The sequence below is a fragment of the Tateyamaria algicola genome (genome assembly GCF_047715485.1).
Lineage (GTDB): Bacteria > Pseudomonadota > Alphaproteobacteria > Rhodobacterales > Rhodobacteraceae > Tateyamaria.
The window spans coordinates 3,449,630-3,467,244 of sequence record NZ_CP180422.1; the positions used below are offsets into that span (position 1 = coordinate 3,449,630).

A 17,615-nucleotide genomic window follows, 5' to 3' on the forward strand; every position below is an offset into this window, starting at 1 on the left:
CATGTTAGCGGATTTTCATGATGATGCAGGTGGTCGAGCCCGTGGCATAGAGCTTGCCATCTTCGACACCACGGATTTCGCCGCTGGCGACGCCCGTGCTGCGACCTGCGTGATCGATTTTGCCGGTGCAGTCGATCTCCATCCCCAGCGGGATGCCCCGGGTGATGTTGATCTTGTATTCCAGCGTTGTGTAGACCGATCCGGCGGGCACTTTTGTCATCACGGCGCATGCCATCGCGCTGTCGAGCAGGGTGCCGTACCAGCCGCCATGCACCGTGCCCATCGGGTTCGTAACATTGAATTCGGGTGCGCCGCGAAAGGTGACCAGCCCGTCCGCAACCGCGTGCAGGGTATAGCCCATGGTGCGTGCAATCGGCGGGCCGGGCAGGGTGCCGTTCAGCATCCCGGTCATGAAGTCGAGCCCGGACATGGACAACAGCGCGTCCTGATCCAGCAGGTCGGCGGGGGTTTGGGCGATGTTCGGCATGGGCGTCCTCGGGCATCAATGATACTGGGACGTTAGGGCAATTGGACTGATCGGTCTAGTGCCGTTTAGGCGACATTGCGGATCGAGGGTGTGGGCACAAGGCCAAGCGCGCGGCAGACCTTGAGGGTGAGGTCGGGGCGGTTGAGCGTGTAAAAGTGCAGCGCATCGACCCCTTCGCTGATCAGTGTATCGCACAGATCTGCGCAATGGGTGAGCGCAAAGAGGTCGCCGCGCCCGTCGCGGTTGGCCCGCTCGAAGTCGTTGGCGATAGAGGCGCGGACCGGTGTGCCGCATCTGTTGGCAAAGGATTTCGCGCGTTTCCAGTTTGATACGGGCAGGATTCCGGGCGTGATGGGGGCAGAAATCCCCGCATCGGCGCAGGCATCGCGGAAACGCAGGAAGCTGTCGGCCTCAAAGAAGAACTGCGTGATCGCCTCGGCCGCGCCTGCGTCGATCTTGGCCTTGAGCCAGTCGATATTCTGCTGAGTCGAAGCCGCGTCGGGGTGGCTGTCGGGGTAGGCGCCGACGCGGATGGTGAAGGTCCCGGTCTCGGCAAGCGCGGCGATCAGATCGACGCTGTTGGCGAACCCGTCCGGGTGGGGGGCAAAGGTGCCGCCATCGGGTGCATCGCCGCGCAGAGCAACGATATCCTTGATGCCCGCATCTGCATAAGCCCGTGCCGTTTGCAGCACGTCCGAGCGGCTTTGTCCGGTGCAGGTCAGGTGTGCGGCGACCGTGAGGCCGGAGGTCTTGCGCAGGGTCTGCGCCGCCTCTTGTGTGAGCGACTGGGTCGAGCCGCCCGCACCGTAGGTGACCGACACAAACCGCGGTGCGAGCGGCGTGAGCGCCTGCACCGTGTCCCAGAGGTGGAAGGAGGCATCGAGGGACTTGGGCGGGAAGGTCTCGAACGAGAGGGCGGTCATGTGGGGCGGCTCCTATGGGGTTGCGGGCAGTATGGCTTGCGCGGTATCTTGAGGCAAATTCATAACCTTCAAGATAAACATGAGGTGTGTATGCATATCGAGTTCCGCCACCTGCGGACCATCAAGGCCATCCACGAGGCGGGTGGGCTGGCGAAGGCGGCCGATCAGCTGCACATCACCCAGTCTGCGCTAAGCCATCAGGTGAAGGGGCTGGAGGAGCAGGCAGGGGTCGAGCTGTTCGTGCGCCGCTCCAAACCGCTGAAACTGTCGGCGGCGGGGCTGCGCCTGTTGCGGCTGGCCGAGCAGGTCTTGCCCCAGGTCGAGGCGATGCAGGCCGAGTTTACGGGTCTGCGCGACGGATCGACAGGGCGGCTGCATATCGCAATCGAGTGTCATGCCTGTTTCGAGTGGCTGTTTCCGGTACTCGAGATGTTTCGCCGCAGCTGGCCGGATGTGGATGTGGACATTCGCCCCGGTCTTGCCTTTGACGCGCTGCCCGCGCTGATGAAGGAAGAGGTCGATCTGGTCGTGTCCTCGGACCCGGAGGAGTTGCCAGGGGTCGAGTTTGTCGAACTCTTTGATTACGCGCCTGTTTTCGTTGCCGCCTCGACCCACCCGCTGGCGCAGAAGGAATACATTGATGCGTCGGATTTTCGCGGTGAGACGCTGATCACCTATCCGGTGGAGCGCGCGCGGCTGGATGTGTTTAGCCAGTTGTTGATCCCAGAAAAGGTGGAGCCCGCATCGGTGCGTCAGGCGGAGTTGACGGCGGTGATTCTGTTGCTGGTCGCCTCGAACCGGGGTGTGTCGGTGCTGCCCGATTGGGTGGTGCGCGAGGTGAAGTATTCAAGCGACTATGTCACCCGGCCCCTGACCCGGGATGGGATCACCCGCCGCCTTTATGCGGCGGTGCGCAGTGAGGATCGCGATAAGCCCTATATGGAAAAGCTGATCGAATTGGCACGCGTCGAGGCGCGCAAGTTGCAGGCGGCGTGAGGGCGGCGGGCGGCTCTGTTTGCATACGCAAAGGCGCCCGCCCACCGACCCTTGGGTCAGATCAGTTTGACCAGCTGTTTGCCCCGGTTCTTGCCTTCGAGCAGGCCCATGAAGGCAGCGGGGGCGTTTTCGAGGCCGTCTGCGATATCCTCGAGCATCTTGATCTCGCCACTTGCGACTTTGGGCGCGACTTCGCCGAGGAAGGTGGGCAGCCGATCCCAGTGGTTCGAGATGATGAACCCGTTCACGCTGAGGAAATTGACCAGGATGGGCCGCCACAGCGCTGCCGCTGACATCGGTGTGTCGGCCCCGGCACCCAGACCGCCTGCGTTGTACCACGAGATCATGCCGCAGACGGGGATGCGCCCGTGTGGGTTCATGAGTGGCATCACTGCTTCGAGCACCTTGCCGCCGACATTTTCGAAGTAGATGTCGATGCCTTTTGGCGCGGCCTCTTTCAATGCGGCGCGCAAGCTGCGTGCATCGGCATAGGCGCGGTGGTCGAGGCAGGCGTCAAAGCCGAACGTGTCGGTGGCCAGCGCGCATTTGTCAGGCCCGCCCGCGATGCCCACCGTGCGCAAGCCCAGCGATTTGGCGAGTTGCCCGACCATGGAGCCGACCGGCCCGGTGGCGGCGGCGACCACAAGTGTTTCGCCCTTTTGCGGGCGACCGTATTCCATCAGCCCGTGCCAGCCGGTGAACCCGGGCATGCCCAGCACGCCTAGGGCCGCCGTGATGGGCCCGAGCGTGGGGTCGAGTTTGCGCATCATCGCCCCGTTCTGCACCGCGTGGGTGGCCCAGCCGAACATGCCGAACGCCATGTCGCCGGGCGCAAAACTGGGGTGGTTCGAGGCGATCACCTCGCCTACGCCGCCACCTTCCATGGTGCCGCCCAGGGGCACAGGCGCGGCGTAGGATTTGGCATCATCCATGCGTCCGCGCATGTAAGGGTCCAGCGACATGTAGTGGACCCGCACCAGCACTTCGTTTTCGCCGGGCTCCGGGATGGGTGCGGTTTCAAGCGCGAAATTGTCCGGCGTCGGCGCGCCGGTGGGGCGGCTGGCGAGGGTGATGTGCTGCATTTGGTCGGGCATCGGTGGCTCCTGTCGTGGTGGTGAGAGGGTCCCCCCTTGGCAAGGGCGGGCAGGCGGCGTATAGCGCGGCTTTCGACCATCATCCCCTTCGGAGCGATCCCATGCAAGGCAGCGCAAATCTCAACATCATGATGAAGGCCGCGCGCAAGGCAGGCCGGTCGCTGGTCAAGGACTTTCGCGAGGTGGAAAACCTGCAGGTGTCGACCAAGGGGGCGGGTGATTTCGTCTCCAAGGCCGACATTGCCGCCGAAGAGATCATTCGCGACGAATTGCGCACCGCGCGCCCGACCTATGGCTGGCTGGCCGAGGAGGGCGGGGCCGCCGATGGCGAGGATCCGACCCGTCGCTGGATCGTGGACCCGCTGGATGGCACGACGAACTTTCTGCATGGCTTGCCCCACTGGGCTGTGTCCATTGCTCTTGAGCACAAGGGGCAGGTTGTGGCCGGTGTGGTGTATGATCCTGCCAAGGACGAGATGTTTTTTGCCGAGAAGGGCAATGGCGCGTTCATGAATGACCAGCGTCTGCGTGTGTCGGGCCGTCACAAGATGATCGAGGGGCTGTTTTCCACCGGTCTGCCCTTTGGAGGTCGCTCTGATCTGCCCGAGACGTTGAAAGAGCTGGCGCGTCTGATGCCCGTCTGTTCCGGTGTGCGCCGTTTTGGTGCGGCGGCACTGGATTTGGCCTATGTGGCGGCGGGCCGCTACGATGGCTACTGGGAGCGTCGTTTGAACGCCTGGGACATCGCCGCTGGCCTGCTTATCGTCCGCGAGGCGGGTGGTCTGGTCGAGCCGTTGACCCCAGGCAACGACATCCTGGAAGATGGCGAGATCATCTGCGCCAATGAGCCGATGTTCCCGCAACTGGCCAAGATCATCCGCACCTAATCGCTTCGATCGGAGGGGTGGTTGATGCCATCCGTCCACGGGATCGGTTCGTGCCGCGCGGGGTTGACCCCTTCGAGCGTGCCCATGTTGACGCCGATATCGTTGGGCGCGGCGCGCCGGTTGTGGAACATGTATATCCCGCAGATCTTGCAGAAATGGTGCCGTGCTGTGCCCGTGCCCCATTGATAGAGTGTCAGCGCGTCCGCGCCTTGGATGATTTTCACACCGTCCCTGGGTGCGCTGACTGCCGGCGCGGCGCGGCGTGCGCAGAACGAACAATCACAGCGCGAGGCGGTGTTCAGCCCGTCGGTGAGCGTCACCTCGAGCACGACGGCCCCGCAATGGCAGCTTGCTTTCATCGGCGCACCTTTGGGATGTTCGAGCGGGCATAGACCGCTTCGGGGTGGGGTGGATGCCCATCAGTGCGCCGCCAAAAGGCAGGACCGCCCAGCCGCAGCCAGAGTGGGAAGGTGAACAGGAGACCGGCGGCAAAGCCCCCGGCATGGGCCCAATAGGCGACACCGCCCGCTTGCGGGTCGCTGCCGATGCCGCCGATGAACTGCATGCCGAACCACACGGCCAGCATGATCCACGCGGGGATGGGAAAGACGCGGAAGATGATGATCAGGATCAGCAGGATGTCGACGCGCGCCTTTGGGTAGAGCAGCAGGTAGGCCCCCATCACCCCTGCGATGGCACCCGAGGCCCCGACCGTGGGCACCGGCGAGTAGGGAGCCGAGATCACGTGGATCAACCCGGCGGCAAGGCCCGTCGCAAGGTAAAAGAGCAGGTAGGGTATGTGCCCCATCTCGTCTTCGACATTGTCGCCGAAGATGTAGAGAAACAGCATGTTCCCGGCCAGATGCATCCAGCCGCCGTGCAGGAACATGGAGGTGAACAGCGTGGACAGCCCGTCGCCGGTCACGATCCGGGCAGGGATGGCGGCAAAGTCGAAGAAGAATGCGTTGAGTGCGCGATCATCCTGAAACAGGCCCACATAGCTGAGGAAGATCGCGATATTGGCCGCGATCAGCAGGTAGGTGACGTAGGGCGTGCGCCCCGAGGGGTTGTGATCGCGGATCGGAAACATGGCGCCACAGTTGGGCTAGGTTGCGGTGTGGTCAAGGGGGCGTGCGGAAACCGACACGGTTTCCGGCTGTTTTCCAGCGCGGAAAACGGCGCGCGTGGCCCGCGATGCGAGTCAAAAACACGTCGCTTTCATTTTCAAAACGGTGTCAGCTGGCGGCACCCAAGAGCGCTGCGTTGCCGCCCGAGGCGGTGGTATCGACGCAGACGTGATGTTCGACGGTTGCGTGGGCGCGGTCGGGCTGGCCGGTGACCAGTGGAATGATGGGCCCTGCGCGTTGCGATAATGCACGCTCGAATGCGCGCGCCGTCTCTGCATCGCCCCACCACAACACACCGCCATAGGCAGGCCCGTGGCGCAGGGCGTCCGCGTCAGGCAAGCCTTTGGCCTGCACCGCTTGTCCGCCCAATGCCGTGATGGCAGCGGCCTGTTCCGCCGCCGTTTGTGCCCCCGGCCCTGCGCACAGGATTGCCGGGCGTGCGGCATGGCTGAGCACGTTGGATTCGCCCGTTGGTCCGGGCAGCGGGGTTCCAGGGTTCAGCGACGTGGATGCATCGGGCAGGGCAGGCAGTGCTGCGGGTGTGGTCCATGCTTCATCGCTTTGAACCGGTGGTGCTGCGCGGAACCGCAACAGGTAGTCCGGGCCGCCCGCCTTGGGGCCGGTGCCCGACAGGCCAAGGCCCCCGAATGGTTGGCTGCCGACGATAGCCCCGATCTGGTTGCGGTTGACATAGACATTGCCCGCCTTGATCCGGTCGGAAACGTGCTGCACCCGATCATCGATGCGCGTGTGCAGGCCGAATGTCAGCCCGTAGCCTGTGGCATTGATGTCGTCGATGACCCGGTCCAGGTCCTGCGACTTGAACGTCGCGATGTGCAGAACGGGGCCAAAAATCTCGCGTTTCATATCCGCGATGCCGTCCACCCTGATCAGCGTGGGCGCAACAAATGTGCCATGCTCGGGCGTGTTCAACTGGTGCAGCACCCGGCCTGTATCGCGGGCCGCTGCGATGTGCGCGTCGATGCCTGCACGGGCCTCGGCGTCGATGACGGGGCCCACATCGGTGCACAGCGCCCAGGGTACTCCGACGCTCAGCGCGTCCATTGCACCTATCAGCATGTCGGTAAATGCAGGCGCGATATCGTGTTGGACATAGAGACAGCGCAGCGCGGAACAGCGTTGGCCTGCAGATTGGAAGGCGCTTTCGATCACGCTGCGCACGGCCTGTTCGGGCAGGGCTGTGCTGTCCACAATCATCGCGTTCAGCCCACCTGTTTCCGCGATCAGCGGTGTGCCCGGTCGGGCGTGTTCAGCGAGGCTGGCGCGGATGCGCAGGGCCGTTTCGGTCGATCCGGTGAATGCGACGCCATTCGTGCGCCCGTCTGCGGTCAAGGCCGCACCGATCTGGCCGTCACCCGGCAGCAGTTGCAGCACCTCGCGCGGCACGCCCGCCTCGTGCAGCAGTGAGACAGCGCGATGTGCGATCAGCGGGGTTTGTTCGGCGGGTTTGGCAAGCACTGCGTTGCCTGCGGCGAGGGCGGCCGCAATCTGACCCGAGAAGATGGCGAGGGGGAAGTTCCACGGCGAGATGCATACAAATGTGCCTGCGGGGGCCGCTTCGCCCGCTTGCGTGGCGTAGTAGCGCAGGAAATCGACCGCCTCGCGCAGTTCGGCGACCGCATCAAGTTGTGTCTTGCCTGCTTCGCGCGCCAACAGGGCAAAGAGTTCGCCGTAATGCGCCTCGTAAAGGTCAGCAGCGGCGGTGAGAATACGGTGCCGTTCGGATAGGCTTGCATCCCATATGCGCGCATCTGTATAGGCCTGGGTCACGCTGTCCGTCGTGGCCGGTGTGACAGTGCCGACCTGATCATCGGGGTCAGCGGGGTTCGTGATAGTTTGCGGCGCGTCAGTGATGGGCGTTACGGTCAGGGGTGCAGCGTGCCATTGATACGTGGCATAAGGTGCGCGCGCCTCTTCGATCCGGGCCAGCGTCGGTGTGTGGGTCAGGTCGAACCCGGCGGAGTTCACCCTTTCGGGAGCAAAAAGGTCGGGGCCTTGAGGGATGGTGATGCTGGTGTCTGCCAGTGTCTCGAACGGGTCGGCGGCAACAACTTCGGGCGGGACGTCTTCATCCACGATCTGGTTCACAAAACTGGAATTTGCCCCGTTTTCCAACAACCTGCGTACGAGGTAGGCCAAGAGGTCGCGATGCGCGCCGACGGGCGCATAGATGCGGCAGAGCGTGCGATACTCGCGCAGAACGATGCCATGCAAGGCCTCGCCCATGCCGTGCAGGCGTTGGAACTCGTAGGGCTGCCCATCGGCCATGTGCAGGATTGCGGCGACCGTGTGGGCGTTGTGCGTGGCGAATTGCGGATAGATGCGGTCTGTCAGCCCCAGCAGCTTGCGCGCATTGGCGATGTAGGAAACGTCGGTGGCGGATTTGCGCGTGAACACGGGGAAACCCGCGATCCCTTCGACCTGGGCGCGCTTGATCTCGGTGTCCCAATAGGCGCCCTTGACCAGCCGCACCATGATGCGCCGGTCGTGACGTGTGGCCATGTCGTAGACCGCGTCGATCACCGTGCCTGCACGCGGCCCATAGGCCTGCACGACGATGCCGAACCCATCCCATCCGGCCAGCGCATCATCGCCCAGCACGGCGTCAATAACTTCGAGCGAGAGGGAAAGCCGGTCTGCTTCCTCGGCGTCGATGTTGAGGCCCATGCCCGCGGATTTGGCCAACAGAGCCAATGAGCGCAGGCGGGGAACAAGATCGCGCAGCACCTGCACCTCTTGCGCGCGCTCATAGCGGGGATGCAGGGCGGAGAGTTTGACCGAGATACCGGGGTTTTCGCGGATATCGTCGCTGGTGCAGGCCCGTGCGATGCCCGAAATCGCGCGCGAATAGCTGAGGTGGTAGCGCCGCGCATCTGCATCCGTCAGCGCAGCCTCTCCCAGCATGTCGTAGGAATAGGTGTAGCCCTTGGCCTCCATCCCGGCCGCGCGGTCCATGGCGGCGTCAATGTCTTCGCCCAGCACGAATTGGCGGCCCATTTCCTTCATCGCCCGGCTGACGGCGGTGCGGATCACCGGCTCGCCCAACCGTTTGATCGCGCCGCGCAGGTGGCCGATGGGTCCGGGCTGATCGTCATCGAGCACCCGGCCCGTCAGCATCAGGGCCCAGGTCGAGGCATTCACGAGGCTCGAGGTCGAATGGCCCAGGTGCTTGCCCCAGTTCGATGGCGCGATCTTGTCCTCGATCAGCGCGTCGATCGTGTCGGCGTCGGGCACGCGTAAAAGCGCTTCGGCCAGGCACATCAGCGCGATGCCTTCCTCTGTAGACAGCCCGTATTCAGCGAGGAAAACCTCCATCAGCCCCGGCGCCGCCTGGGTGCGTATCGCGGTGACCAGGGCTGCGGCGCGTGTGCAGATGGCGGCGCGGTCCTCTGCGCTCAGATCGGCTGTTTTCGCCAGGGCATGCAGCACAGCCTCGGGGTCGCCATACATGCCGCTGTCGATGTGCATAGCCAGATCAGAGCCAATGTCGCGTGCCATTTCAGGTTCCCTTTGCATTTTGTTCAGTATATCAACCTTATGGCAGTGAATTTCGTTGAATTTTAAGGGTAAGGCAGGTCAAATGAGCAATATTTCGGCGCAGCAAAGATCACATCGCCTTGAAGGATTGGACCGGCTGGATCAATCGATTCTCACTGCCCTTGCCGAAGACGGGCGGATGAGTATCACGGATCTTGCGGCGCGGATCGGACTGTCGAAATCGCCCACGCAGGCACGTTTGCGACGGCTCGAGAAGTCAGGCGTGATCATGGGCTATCGTGCGCTGCTTGACCCGATCTCGCTTGGCCTCGATCACGTGGCCTTTGTCGAGGTGCGCCTGAGTGACACGCGCGAGGCCGCACTCAGGGCGTTCAACGCAGCCATCCAGCAGGTGCCGGAGATTGAACAAGCCCATATGATTGCAGGGAATTTCGACTACCTTCTCAAGATCAGAACCCGCAACATGGCGCAGTACCGCGCCTTTCTTGGCGACGTGATTTCGACATTGCCGCATGTGGCTGCAACCTCGACTTTCGTTGCGATGGAGGCGGTCAAAGAGGTGATGCTGCCGGGGGTCGACTGAGGAGTGTTGGCCCAGATGTGACTTGACCTGCGCCGCTTGTGCGACATCCTTTGTGCCATGAAACACCTTGTGCTCCTTGCCGTTCTCGCTGGCCCTGTGTGGGCGGAAACCTGTCCGACTGTATCAGACACCAGCGCGGAAATGGCTGCATTGCGCGAAGCCATCCGGGCGGCCCCGGATGAACGCAGCGCTCAGCCGATATCGGGCGAGATGTGGGAGATTTGGTTGCGCGCGCCCGATGCTGCGGCACAGGAGGTGCTGGATACCGGTCTGCGCCAGCGCAACAATTTCAACTTTGCAGGTGCTTTCGATGCGTTTGACAGGTTGATTGCATACTGTCCGGACTATGCCGAAGGGTACAATCAGCGCGCCTTTACCCACTTTCTGCGTGAGGATTTTCCCGCCGCTCTGGCCGATCTGGATATCGCGCTGCGCCTGTCACCGGACCACGTAGGCGCGCAATCGGGTCGTGCCCTGACGCTGATGAACATGGGGCGCAGGGACGCTGCGCGCGCCCAGCTTCTGGCCGCGCTCGAGAACAATCCGTGGCTGTCAGAGCGCGCGCTGCTGGCGGATGGTGCCGCATTGGGACCGCAGGGCGAGGATATCTGAACGCGGGCTTGAGATGCCCTGCGCGATTGCCTAACAAGGCCGGGTGCGGGCGTGATGGAATGGTAGACATATCGGACTTAAAATCCGAAGGGCTTACGCCCGTGTGGGTTCGAGTCCCACCGCCCGTACCACTCTCAGACAGTTAGCCCACTGCAAACGCAGCGGTTGTTTTGCGCGACGTGAACGCCTTGGCAAATCCCGGATGCCGTTAATGGAGAAGTAAGAGAGCTGCCTTAGGAGGTGTGAGAGCGCGTCGCTTGGTTCGACTTGCGACTTGTATCCATCAACAAGGGATTTCTCATGCGGTTACTCAGTGCCTTGACCTCGCCACGGCTCAGGCTCAACAGCCTTTTGATGAAGTCCGCCCTCGTCACGGCAGTGATGACGACCTTGGTACTGACAGTCCAGACCGCCTTTGATCACCGTGAAAAACGGGCGCTGATTGCGCAGCAGACCCTGACCAGATCGACGGATGTGACTGGCTGGTTGGCTGCGCAGGTGAGTGAGTTGATCGCGCAGAACGACAACGCTGCCGTGCAGAAGCTGTCAGCGGATGTCATCGCAGCGATCGAGCCTGAGGGGCGTGGGGCGTTTGTTGTTGATCGCGACATGGCGGTCTTGTTTGCCAGCGACGGGCTGGACGCCGAGTTGGTCGATATGTCGGCACTGGCCGAACGCGCCATTGTCACAGGCGATACCGCGTTTTCGGAGGATGGGCTCGCGATTGCCTCTCCTGTGATTTCAACTGCGAATGGCCCTGTCTCGGGTGCCGTTGTCACGAGGTGGAGCAATGAGGCGGTCATGGCGACCGTTCTGGCCAAGGAACGCCTGTCATACATGCTGGCGGTCATGATGTTCGTGGTAACGATGGCGTTGGTGTTGACCTATGTGTGGCTCGAATTGTCGCGGCCCACCAAGCGTTTGGGGCGGGCCATGCACAAGATGGCCCTGCACAAGTATGATATCGACATCCCCTATGTGCAGCGCAGGGATGAAATTGGGGACATCGCGCGCAAGCTGGACGAATTCCGCATTGCATTGTCCAAAGCCAAGGCGGCACAGCGAGAAAGTGCATTCAAAAGCGCCGCGTTTGAAAGCAGTGCAACCCCGATCTTGATGGTGGATGAGTCGCAAAAGGTGATTTTTGCCAACGCTGCATGCGAGGCATTGCTGGATGATTTGATGCCCGATCTGAAAGAGGTGTGGCCCGAAGCGGCACAAGGGGCCTGGGTCGGGGCCAATCTGGGCGCCTTGCCAGCCGCCGCTGATCTGCTGACCGCAACGCGCCAAGGTGGCGATGATGCGGCGGCTGCTTCCTCCTACATGCGAATCGGGCACCGTCACATCCGGCTCGAAGCGAATTTGGCGCGGGATCACAAGAACCACGTTATTGGCGCGGTCATCGAAGTCAGCGACAGAACAGTTTCGAAACGCAACGCTGCGGTTCTGCAAGGCATCGATGACACGCAGTTACGGCTGGAATTTGATTCGCAGGGCAATTGTTCCTCCATCAATCATGTCGCGGCCGGTTTGTTGGGATATGGCGATGCAACATGCTCAGGGGTTTCTCTTGCGGACCTGCTCTGCGCGGAACAATCCGATGGCTCCTTGCCGACTGAGCTTGCCCAGGCGGCGCTGTCCGGTGCGCCCGTCCACGGCAAGATCGATCTGGTGACACGGGATGGCGCGCCACTGGTTGTTGATGGCGGTTTTGTCACCATTTGCGCCAGTGACGGAACGGTCGAGCGCACCATTCTGATCGGTCTGGACGTGACAGGCGCAGAACAGAGCATACGTGCCGCGCGGGATGAGCAGAGCCGCGTGGGTGCGGAGCAGGCAGCCGTTGTCGCGGCGCTGGGGTCTGCATTGCAACGCTTGGCAGAAGGTGACCTGACATCGGAACTGTCCGGAGATTTCCCGCCCGAGTACCAGGAATTGCGCGCGAACTTCAATCATGCCGTGTCGGCCCTCAGGGACGCCATAGGCGCGGTCATCCAGAATGTGGCGTCCATCCATTCGGAGACTTCGGAGATCACCAGCGCTGCCGACGATCTGTCGCGCCGCACCGAACGGCAGGCCGCGACGCTGGAAGAAACTGCGGCGGCGCTGGACGAACTGACATCGTCGGTGCGTTCTGCGGCGGAAGGTGCGGATGCGGCAAGCAAAATGTCGGCGGATGCGCAATCAAACGCAGAACAAGGCGGGGCTGTGGCGGCCAAGGCCGTCTCGGCCATGGGCAATATCAAGACATCGTCACAAGAGATTTCGAAGATTACCTCGGTGATCGATGACATCGCATTTCAAACCAACCTTCTGGCATTGAATGCCGGCGTTGAGGCGGCGCGCGCAGGTGAGGCAGGGCGCGGCTTTGCCGTGGTGGCCACAGAAGTACGCGCCTTGGCGCAACGCTCTTCTGACGCGGCGCGCGAGATCAACACATTGATCTCGACAAGTGCCGAACAGGTTGAACAGGGCGTTGACCTGGTGGATCGCACGGGCACTGCCTTGTCTGCCATCGTTACGTCTGTGGCAGAGATTTCGGACCGTGTTGCCGAGATTGCCAGTTCGGCGCGGCAGCAATCATCCGGACTGAATGAAATCAATGTCGCGGTCAACGAACTGGATCATGTGACCCAACAAAACGCGGCCATGTTCGAGGAAACGACGGCGGCCAGCCATGCGCTGACATCCGAAGCGGATGCGCTGTCGGCTGCGGTGGCGAAGTTTCAACTGGGCAAACAGGGAGTGCCCGTTCGCAACACGGAGTCGTCAGTGCCACGCGCGGACAAACAAGCATTGGCAACCTTTGGAAATGCCGCGTTGGACATCGATATTGACACATCCACCCTTCAGACGGGATGGGAGGAGTTTTGAGCCACCCACTGAGCCGTTTGACATACCCCTGCTCGGTGCAGCGGTAAAACTATGCGACTACTGCGCCTAAAGGCTTGTGTTTCCTTCAGGTGCGGACCCCGGCGAACCGCTCTTGCCAGTCTTCGCGCGCCTCATCCGTGATCTTTGAAAACAGGTTATCAGGTACGCTAAAGGCATGGCCCGGCGCCAGTGTTGCAAGGGCAAAGGCGGCATCAACGGGCCAGTCGGCGGCGTCGAGATGCAAAGCCTGCAGCATTCGGTTTGCAGCCTCTGGAATGAAAGGGGCCGACAAAACTGCATAGAGACGGATCAGGTTGAGGCCCATGCGGATTTGCATGGCGGCCTGCGCCTCGTCCGTCTTGATTGTCGCCCATGGTGCCGCAGCTTGCAGGTATTCGTTGCCCGCCACCCAGATTGCCCGCAACTCTTGCGCGGACTTGCGCACTTCCATGGCCTCCATCATTGCAGCGTAACGTACAATCCGAGCGTCCAGATCCGCGATCAGCGCCTCTTCCTGCGGACCATAATCGGCCCCCTCCGGCACGGCCTCGCCGAACTTCGAGCGGCAGAACTTGGTCACACGGCTGACGAAATTGCCCAGCACGTCGGCGAGGTCCTTGTTCACACCTTGCTGAAACAGCTCCCATGTGAATTCGGAATCGGACGTTTCAGGGCAATTCGACAAAAGCCACCAGCGCCAATAGTCGGCGGGCAGGATCTCAAGCGCCTGGTCCATGAACACGCCGCGCCCCTGGCTGGTCGAGAATTGGCCGCCATCATAGTTCAGATAGTTGAACGACTTGAGGTGATCGACCATCTTCCAAGGCTCACCCGAGCCGAGGATCGTCGCCGGGAAACTGAGCGTGTGGAAGGGCACGTTGTCCTTGCCCATGAACTGGGTGTAGCGCACGTCGTCCGCCCCCTTGTCCGTGCGCCACCAGCGTTCCCAATCCGCACCACCATTGGCCTGTGCCCACTCGCTGGCACAGGCGATGTATTCGATGGGCGCGTCGAACCAGACGTAGAACACCTTGCACTCCATCCCCGGCCATTCGGCGTCGCCGCGTCGCACGGGAATGCCCCAGTCGAGGTCGCGCGTGATGCCACGATCTTGCAACCCGTCGCCATCATGCAGCCACTTCTTGGCAATCGAGGTGGTCAGGACGGGCCAGTCGGTCTTGCTGTCGATCCACGCGTCCAGGTCATCTTTCAATGCCGACTGACGCAGGTAGAGATGTTTGGTCTCGCGCACTTCCAGATCGCTCGAGCCGGAAATGGCGGAGCGTGGATTGATCAGGTCCACCGGATCCAACTGCTTGGTGCAGTTTTCACACTGATCGCCCCGGGCTTTTTCGTAGCCGCAATTGGGGCAGGTTCCTTCGATATAGCGGTCGGGCAGATAGCGGCCATCAGCGTTGGAATAGACCTGTTTTTCAGACACTTCGCGGATCAGCCCGGCATCAGCAAGCCGCCCGGCAAAGTGTTGCGTCAACGCGTGGTTCTGTGGCGATGAGGAGCGCCCGAAATGATCGAAGGACAGGCCGAACCCTTTGGCGATATCGGCCTGAATGCCATGCATTTCCGCGCAGTATTCGGCCACCGGTTTGCCCGCCTTGGCCGCAGCCAATTCGGCCGGCGTGCCGTGTTCGTCCGTGGCGCACAGGAACAGCACCTCGTTGCCGCGCGCGCGTTGGTAGCGGGCGTAAAGGTCGGCGGGCAACTGGCTGCCGATGAGGTTGCCAAGGTGCTTGATCCCATTGATGTAGGGAATGGCGGAGGTGATCAGGTGACGCTGCATGACGGGGGCCTTTGATGGGTGCGGCCCCTTTAGCAGCGCGGCGGCGCAGGGAAAAGGCCCGTGTGGTCCAGGTCTAGTCGCGCTCGCGGCTGCGCCCGGTCAAACGTCCGATCAGGAACGAGGTGCGCGGCGCGTAGATGTAGCGTGTGCGCTCGGTCGGGACAGCACGGGCGCGCATCCGGGCGAGGCCAAAGAGGATCAGCGCAGCGTGACCGACAGCGATCATCACGAACAGGGTGGGCGGGCCATAGGCCTCGATCAGGGCCGAGGCGGTGAAGGGCGCCGCAATGGCACCGAGGGCGAAATAGAACATGAGCGCGGCAGACAGTTCGACCCGCTCGGAGGCATCGGCAAAGTCATGGGCGTGGGCGGCGGCCACCGAGTAGATCGGGAAGGTCGTCAGCCCGAACAACCCGGCTGTCAGCATGATCCCGGCCGTGCCAAGGCCCGCAGACAGGGCCGTGATCGCACAACTGGCCATGGCTGCGACAGACAGCCAGATCAGCACCTTGCGGCGGTCGTATTTGTCGGCAAGCCAGCCCATCGGGTATTGGGCAAGCGCCCCGCCGAGGACGAAAGAGGCGAGGAACCAGGCGATTTGCTGCGTGCTCAACCCGACCTCTTGCCCGTAGATCGGGCCGACCATGCGGAAGGATGCGCTGGACAGTGCCGCCACCAGCACACCCGCTGCGGCGAGGGGCGAGCGGTCAAAGGCGAGGCGGGGGCGCAGGCGCGGTGCGGAGGGTGTTTCGGGCTGCTTGATCTTGGTCAATGTCAAGGGCAGCAGGGCGGCGCAGCACACGATGGCGAGGATGTTGTAGCTGACATAGCTGGCCGGTTCGAGCACGCTGATGACCAATTGTGCAGCCAGCGACGCGCCCATGTCCATCACCCGGTAAACGCCCATGGTGCGCCCGCGCGTTTCGTTGGTGACTTTGGCCTGCAACCAAGCCTCGATCACCGTGTAGCAGCCCGCCACGCACATGCCGGATGCAACGCGCATCACTGCCCACGCGACAGGGTCCACGATCAGCATATGTGCGAGAAGCCCGATGGCGCCTGCGGCGAGTGAAGGCGGCAAAGGCACGCGAGTGGCCGACGCTACCCATGAGGCGCGGCGCCCACCAGCAGCCGATGAAAAACCCAAGGAAGTGGGCCGAGCCGAGCATCCCGATCTCTTGCCGGGAAAAGTCGAGCGCGAGGCCCGAAAGCGCATCAAGCGGCCCGAGCGATCCAGAGCTGAGTTGCAACAGGATGACCGACAGGAAGAGGGCGGCGAAGGAAATGATCATGCGCATAGCACGGCCACACTGTCTGATCCGCGAGGTCACCCCAAGCAGTTAATCGACGATCAGGCGTCGTTTTCAGGCAGTGGCCGAGATTTCTGCGGCGATGTCGATGTCGACGCGGTTGTTGACGAGATCGCCGTAGCCGACCGCGCCGTAATCGGTGCGGTTGACCGTGCCGCGCAATGTGACGTTGAGTGTGCGAAAATCGCCTGTGTCGCTGCCTTTGCGACGGTACAGGGCGGCGTCAAAGCGCACGGGCCGGGTAACGCCGCGCAATGTCAGCTCTCCTTCGATTGCGGCACCGTCAGAGATGCGCCCGCCGGGCCCGAGGATCACCCGGGTCGATTTGAACCGGGCGAGGGGAAAGTCGGCGGCGTTGAGCACACTGGCCGATTTCAGCGCCTCGGTGGCAAAGATCAGACCGGTGCGCGCCCGGCGCACATTGGCAGTGACGTTTGCGGTGGAGGCCGCGAGATTGCCCGGGTCGATGGTCAGGTCGGCGCGGTCGATGGGCACGGTGCCTTTGACCGGCGCGCCGTTCAGTTGGAACGTGTAGGTGATAGTGGCCCCGGTCCCGCTGAGGCGGTAGGGTTGCGGTGCAGCCAGGCTGCCGGTGGAGAGGGCGGGTGTGGCCAAGGTGGCAAGGCCAAGGGCCAGGAGGTGTCGGCGGTGCATATGCGTGTCCTTGCGTCGCGGATTGATACAAGGGTAACACGCAACCCTTGAAAATCATTCAATGTCGCTGCGGGTTCACGCAGCCTTGATGGATCCGGAGATGCAGGGCAGGGGCTGGCCGGGATGGCGTTCGACCCGCCAGGCCTGTTCGGGGGCGGTGCGCGCGCGCAGCCGGGTCAGCGCCCATGCGCCGGGGGAGCCCTTGTGATCAGGTGCCAGATGCCAGCGGCTTTCGACCCCTTGTGCGCCGCCCATGCCCGGGGTCAGCAAGAGGCCCAGCGGGGCGGTGCGCTGGACCTTGCCGCCGGTTTCTGCGGCAAGGTGCATGCGCCGCACCGGGGTCAGGGCGGGCAGGCCGGGCAGGTCGGCCACGGCCAGCGCCACGGTGCCGCTGCGCAAGACTTCCTCCATGCTCCACAGCACATCCTCGGCCCGTTTGGGCTGCACGAGGATCAGGCGCGCCGGATCGACAAAGGGCATCATTCCGCAGGGGTTCAGCCGGTCCGCGCCCCAATCGGGGGCGATCCAGATCACCGGCCCCGCGGTCTGGGCCGCCAGCCACAGGGCAAAGCGGTGGCGCGCGGGCCCGCACGCCTCGTGTACCCGGCCGAGGGCCAGGCCATGGCCCAGCCCGTGCTGTCCTGCCTCTGGCAAGAGGGGCAGGCAGGGTGCGGCGCGGGCAGGTGCGCGTGGATGCAGGGTGTGCAGGGCAGGCATTGTACGACTATACATGTTCGTATTTTGTTCTCAA

The 17,615-nt window shown here is 62.8% G+C and carries 14 protein-coding genes, 1 tRNA gene and 1 pseudogene; 6 read left to right on the forward strand and 10 right to left on the reverse strand.

Annotation, left to right across the window (positions count from 1 at the left end; translation table 11 throughout):
• Positions 1 to 4: 4 nt before the first annotated feature.
• Both ACMHLQ_RS19450 and ACMHLQ_RS19455 read right to left on the reverse strand, forming a co-directional pair.
• On the reverse strand, positions 5 to 487 hold the full coding sequence (locus ACMHLQ_RS19450; RefSeq protein WP_415402333.1) for a PaaI family thioesterase: 483 nt from the start codon (positions 485 to 487) through the stop codon (positions 5 to 7).
• Between the two features lie 65 nt (positions 488 to 552).
• Complete coding sequence (locus tag ACMHLQ_RS19455) at positions 553 to 1,410, reverse strand: methylenetetrahydrofolate reductase (protein ID WP_415402334.1); 858 nt, start codon at positions 1,408 to 1,410, stop codon at positions 553 to 555.
• Between the two features lie 90 nt (positions 1,411 to 1,500).
• Between ACMHLQ_RS19455 and ACMHLQ_RS19460 the strand changes: the two genes are divergently transcribed.
• Positions 1,501 to 2,406 carry a LysR family transcriptional regulator gene (locus ACMHLQ_RS19460; protein ID WP_415402335.1) on the forward strand — a complete coding sequence of 302 codons (906 nt, stop codon included), beginning with the start codon at positions 1,501 to 1,503 and terminating at the stop codon, positions 2,404 to 2,406.
• A 56-nt stretch (positions 2,407 to 2,462) separates the two neighbouring features.
• Here ACMHLQ_RS19460 and ACMHLQ_RS19465 read toward each other — a convergent pair whose 3' ends face one another.
• On the reverse strand, positions 2,463 to 3,500 hold the full coding sequence (locus tag ACMHLQ_RS19465; protein ID WP_415402336.1) for an NADP-dependent oxidoreductase: 1,038 nt from the start codon (positions 3,498 to 3,500) through the stop codon (positions 2,463 to 2,465).
• Positions 3,501 to 3,601: 101 nt separating this feature from the next.
• On the opposite strand from ACMHLQ_RS19465, the gene ACMHLQ_RS19470 reads away from it, so the two are divergent.
• Entirely contained in the window at positions 3,602 to 4,387 is a 786-nt protein-coding gene (locus ACMHLQ_RS19470) for an inositol monophosphatase family protein (protein WP_415402337.1), read from the forward strand.
• Here the strand turns inward: ACMHLQ_RS19470 and ACMHLQ_RS19475 are convergent.
• From ACMHLQ_RS19475 to putA, 3 genes are all read right to left on the reverse strand, one after another.
• A complete protein-coding gene (locus ACMHLQ_RS19475; protein WP_415402338.1) occupies positions 4,384 to 4,746 on the reverse strand; it encodes a GFA family protein in 363 nt (120 codons plus the stop codon). The genes ACMHLQ_RS19470 and ACMHLQ_RS19475 overlap by 4 nt on opposite strands.
• Positions 4,743 to 5,477, reverse strand: a complete 735-nt coding sequence (locus ACMHLQ_RS19480) for a rhomboid family intramembrane serine protease (RefSeq protein ID WP_415402339.1) — start codon at positions 5,475 to 5,477, stop codon at positions 4,743 to 4,745. Before ACMHLQ_RS19480 ends, ACMHLQ_RS19475 begins: the two co-directional genes overlap by 4 nt.
• Before the next feature lie 145 nt (positions 5,478 to 5,622).
• Positions 5,623 to 9,033: a bifunctional proline dehydrogenase/L-glutamate gamma-semialdehyde dehydrogenase PutA gene (gene putA, locus ACMHLQ_RS19485; RefSeq protein WP_415402340.1), complete on the reverse strand. Its 3,411-nt coding sequence runs from the start codon at positions 9,031 to 9,033 to the stop codon at positions 5,623 to 5,625.
• A gap of 82 nt (positions 9,034 to 9,115) precedes the next feature.
• Between putA and ACMHLQ_RS19490 the strand changes: the two genes are divergently transcribed.
• The 4 genes from ACMHLQ_RS19490 to ACMHLQ_RS19505 all read left to right on the forward strand — a co-directional run bounded on the left by ACMHLQ_RS19490 (position 9,116) and on the right by ACMHLQ_RS19505 (position 13,102).
• Complete coding sequence (locus tag ACMHLQ_RS19490; protein WP_415402341.1) at positions 9,116 to 9,616, forward strand: Lrp/AsnC family transcriptional regulator; 501 nt, start codon at positions 9,116 to 9,118, stop codon at positions 9,614 to 9,616.
• Positions 9,617 to 9,673: 57 nt separating this feature from the next.
• Entirely contained in the window at positions 9,674 to 10,228 is a 555-nt protein-coding gene (locus tag ACMHLQ_RS19495; RefSeq protein ID WP_415402342.1) for a tetratricopeptide repeat protein, read from the forward strand.
• A gap of 45 nt (positions 10,229 to 10,273) precedes the next feature.
• Positions 10,274 to 10,359, forward strand: a tRNA-Leu gene (locus ACMHLQ_RS19500).
• 169 nt (positions 10,360 to 10,528) lie between these two features.
• Entirely contained in the window at positions 10,529 to 13,102 is a 2,574-nt protein-coding gene (locus tag ACMHLQ_RS19505; protein ID WP_415402343.1) for a methyl-accepting chemotaxis protein, read from the forward strand.
• Between the two features lie 85 nt (positions 13,103 to 13,187).
• Here the strand turns inward: ACMHLQ_RS19505 and metG are convergent, their stop codons facing one another.
• The 4 genes and pseudogenes from metG to ACMHLQ_RS19525 form a co-directional block, all read right to left on the reverse strand.
• Positions 13,188 to 14,900, reverse strand: a complete 1,713-nt coding sequence (gene metG / locus ACMHLQ_RS19510) for a methionine--tRNA ligase (protein ID WP_415402344.1) — start codon at positions 14,898 to 14,900, stop codon at positions 13,188 to 13,190.
• A gap of 73 nt (positions 14,901 to 14,973) precedes the next feature.
• Positions 14,974 to 16,198, reverse strand: a pseudogene (locus ACMHLQ_RS19515) (MFS transporter).
• Between the two features lie 66 nt (positions 16,199 to 16,264).
• Positions 16,265 to 16,864 (reverse strand): YceI family protein, encoded by a 600-nt coding sequence (locus ACMHLQ_RS19520; RefSeq protein ID WP_415402345.1) that lies wholly within the window; start codon positions 16,862 to 16,864, stop codon positions 16,265 to 16,267.
• Between the two features lie 75 nt (positions 16,865 to 16,939).
• Positions 16,940 to 17,596 carry an ImuA family protein gene (locus tag ACMHLQ_RS19525; protein WP_415402346.1) on the reverse strand — a complete coding sequence of 219 codons (657 nt, stop codon included), beginning with the start codon at positions 17,594 to 17,596 and terminating at the stop codon, positions 16,940 to 16,942.
• Positions 17,597 to 17,615: the final 19 nt, after the last annotated feature.

Excerpts from the sequence above, each read along its gene's own strand:
- ACMHLQ_RS19450 (WP_415402333.1), bottom strand. The coding sequence starts at position 487 with ATGCCGAACATCGCCCAAACCCCCGCCGACCTGCTGGATCAGGACGCG.
- ACMHLQ_RS19495 (WP_415402342.1), top strand. The coding sequence starts at position 9,674 with ATGAAACACCTTGTGCTCCTTGCCGTTCTCGCTGGCCCTGTGTGGGCG.
- ACMHLQ_RS19490 (WP_415402341.1), top strand. The coding sequence starts at position 9,116 with ATGAGCAATATTTCGGCGCAGCAAAGATCACATCGCCTTGAAGGATTG.
- ACMHLQ_RS19525 (WP_415402346.1), bottom strand. The coding sequence starts at position 17,596 with ATGTATAGTCGTACAATGCCTGCCCTGCACACCCTGCATCCACGCGCA.
- ACMHLQ_RS19460 (WP_415402335.1), top strand. The coding sequence starts at position 1,501 with ATGCATATCGAGTTCCGCCACCTGCGGACCATCAAGGCCATCCACGAG.
- ACMHLQ_RS19475 (WP_415402338.1), bottom strand. The coding sequence starts at position 4,746 with ATGAAAGCAAGCTGCCATTGCGGGGCCGTCGTGCTCGAGGTGACGCTC.
- metG (WP_415402344.1), bottom strand. The coding sequence starts at position 14,900 with ATGCAGCGTCACCTGATCACCTCCGCCATTCCCTACATCAATGGGATC.
- ACMHLQ_RS19470 (WP_415402337.1), top strand. The coding sequence starts at position 3,602 with ATGCAAGGCAGCGCAAATCTCAACATCATGATGAAGGCCGCGCGCAAG.
- putA (WP_415402340.1), bottom strand. The coding sequence starts at position 9,033 with ATGGCACGCGACATTGGCTCTGATCTGGCTATGCACATCGACAGCGGC.
- ACMHLQ_RS19505 (WP_415402343.1), top strand. The coding sequence starts at position 10,529 with ATGCGGTTACTCAGTGCCTTGACCTCGCCACGGCTCAGGCTCAACAGC.
- ACMHLQ_RS19520 (WP_415402345.1), bottom strand. The coding sequence starts at position 16,864 with ATGCACCGCCGACACCTCCTGGCCCTTGGCCTTGCCACCTTGGCCACA.
- ACMHLQ_RS19455 (WP_415402334.1), bottom strand. The coding sequence starts at position 1,410 with ATGACCGCCCTCTCGTTCGAGACCTTCCCGCCCAAGTCCCTCGATGCC.
- ACMHLQ_RS19465 (WP_415402336.1), bottom strand. The coding sequence starts at position 3,500 with ATGCCCGACCAAATGCAGCACATCACCCTCGCCAGCCGCCCCACCGGC.
- ACMHLQ_RS19480 (WP_415402339.1), bottom strand. The coding sequence starts at position 5,477 with ATGTTTCCGATCCGCGATCACAACCCCTCGGGGCGCACGCCCTACGTC.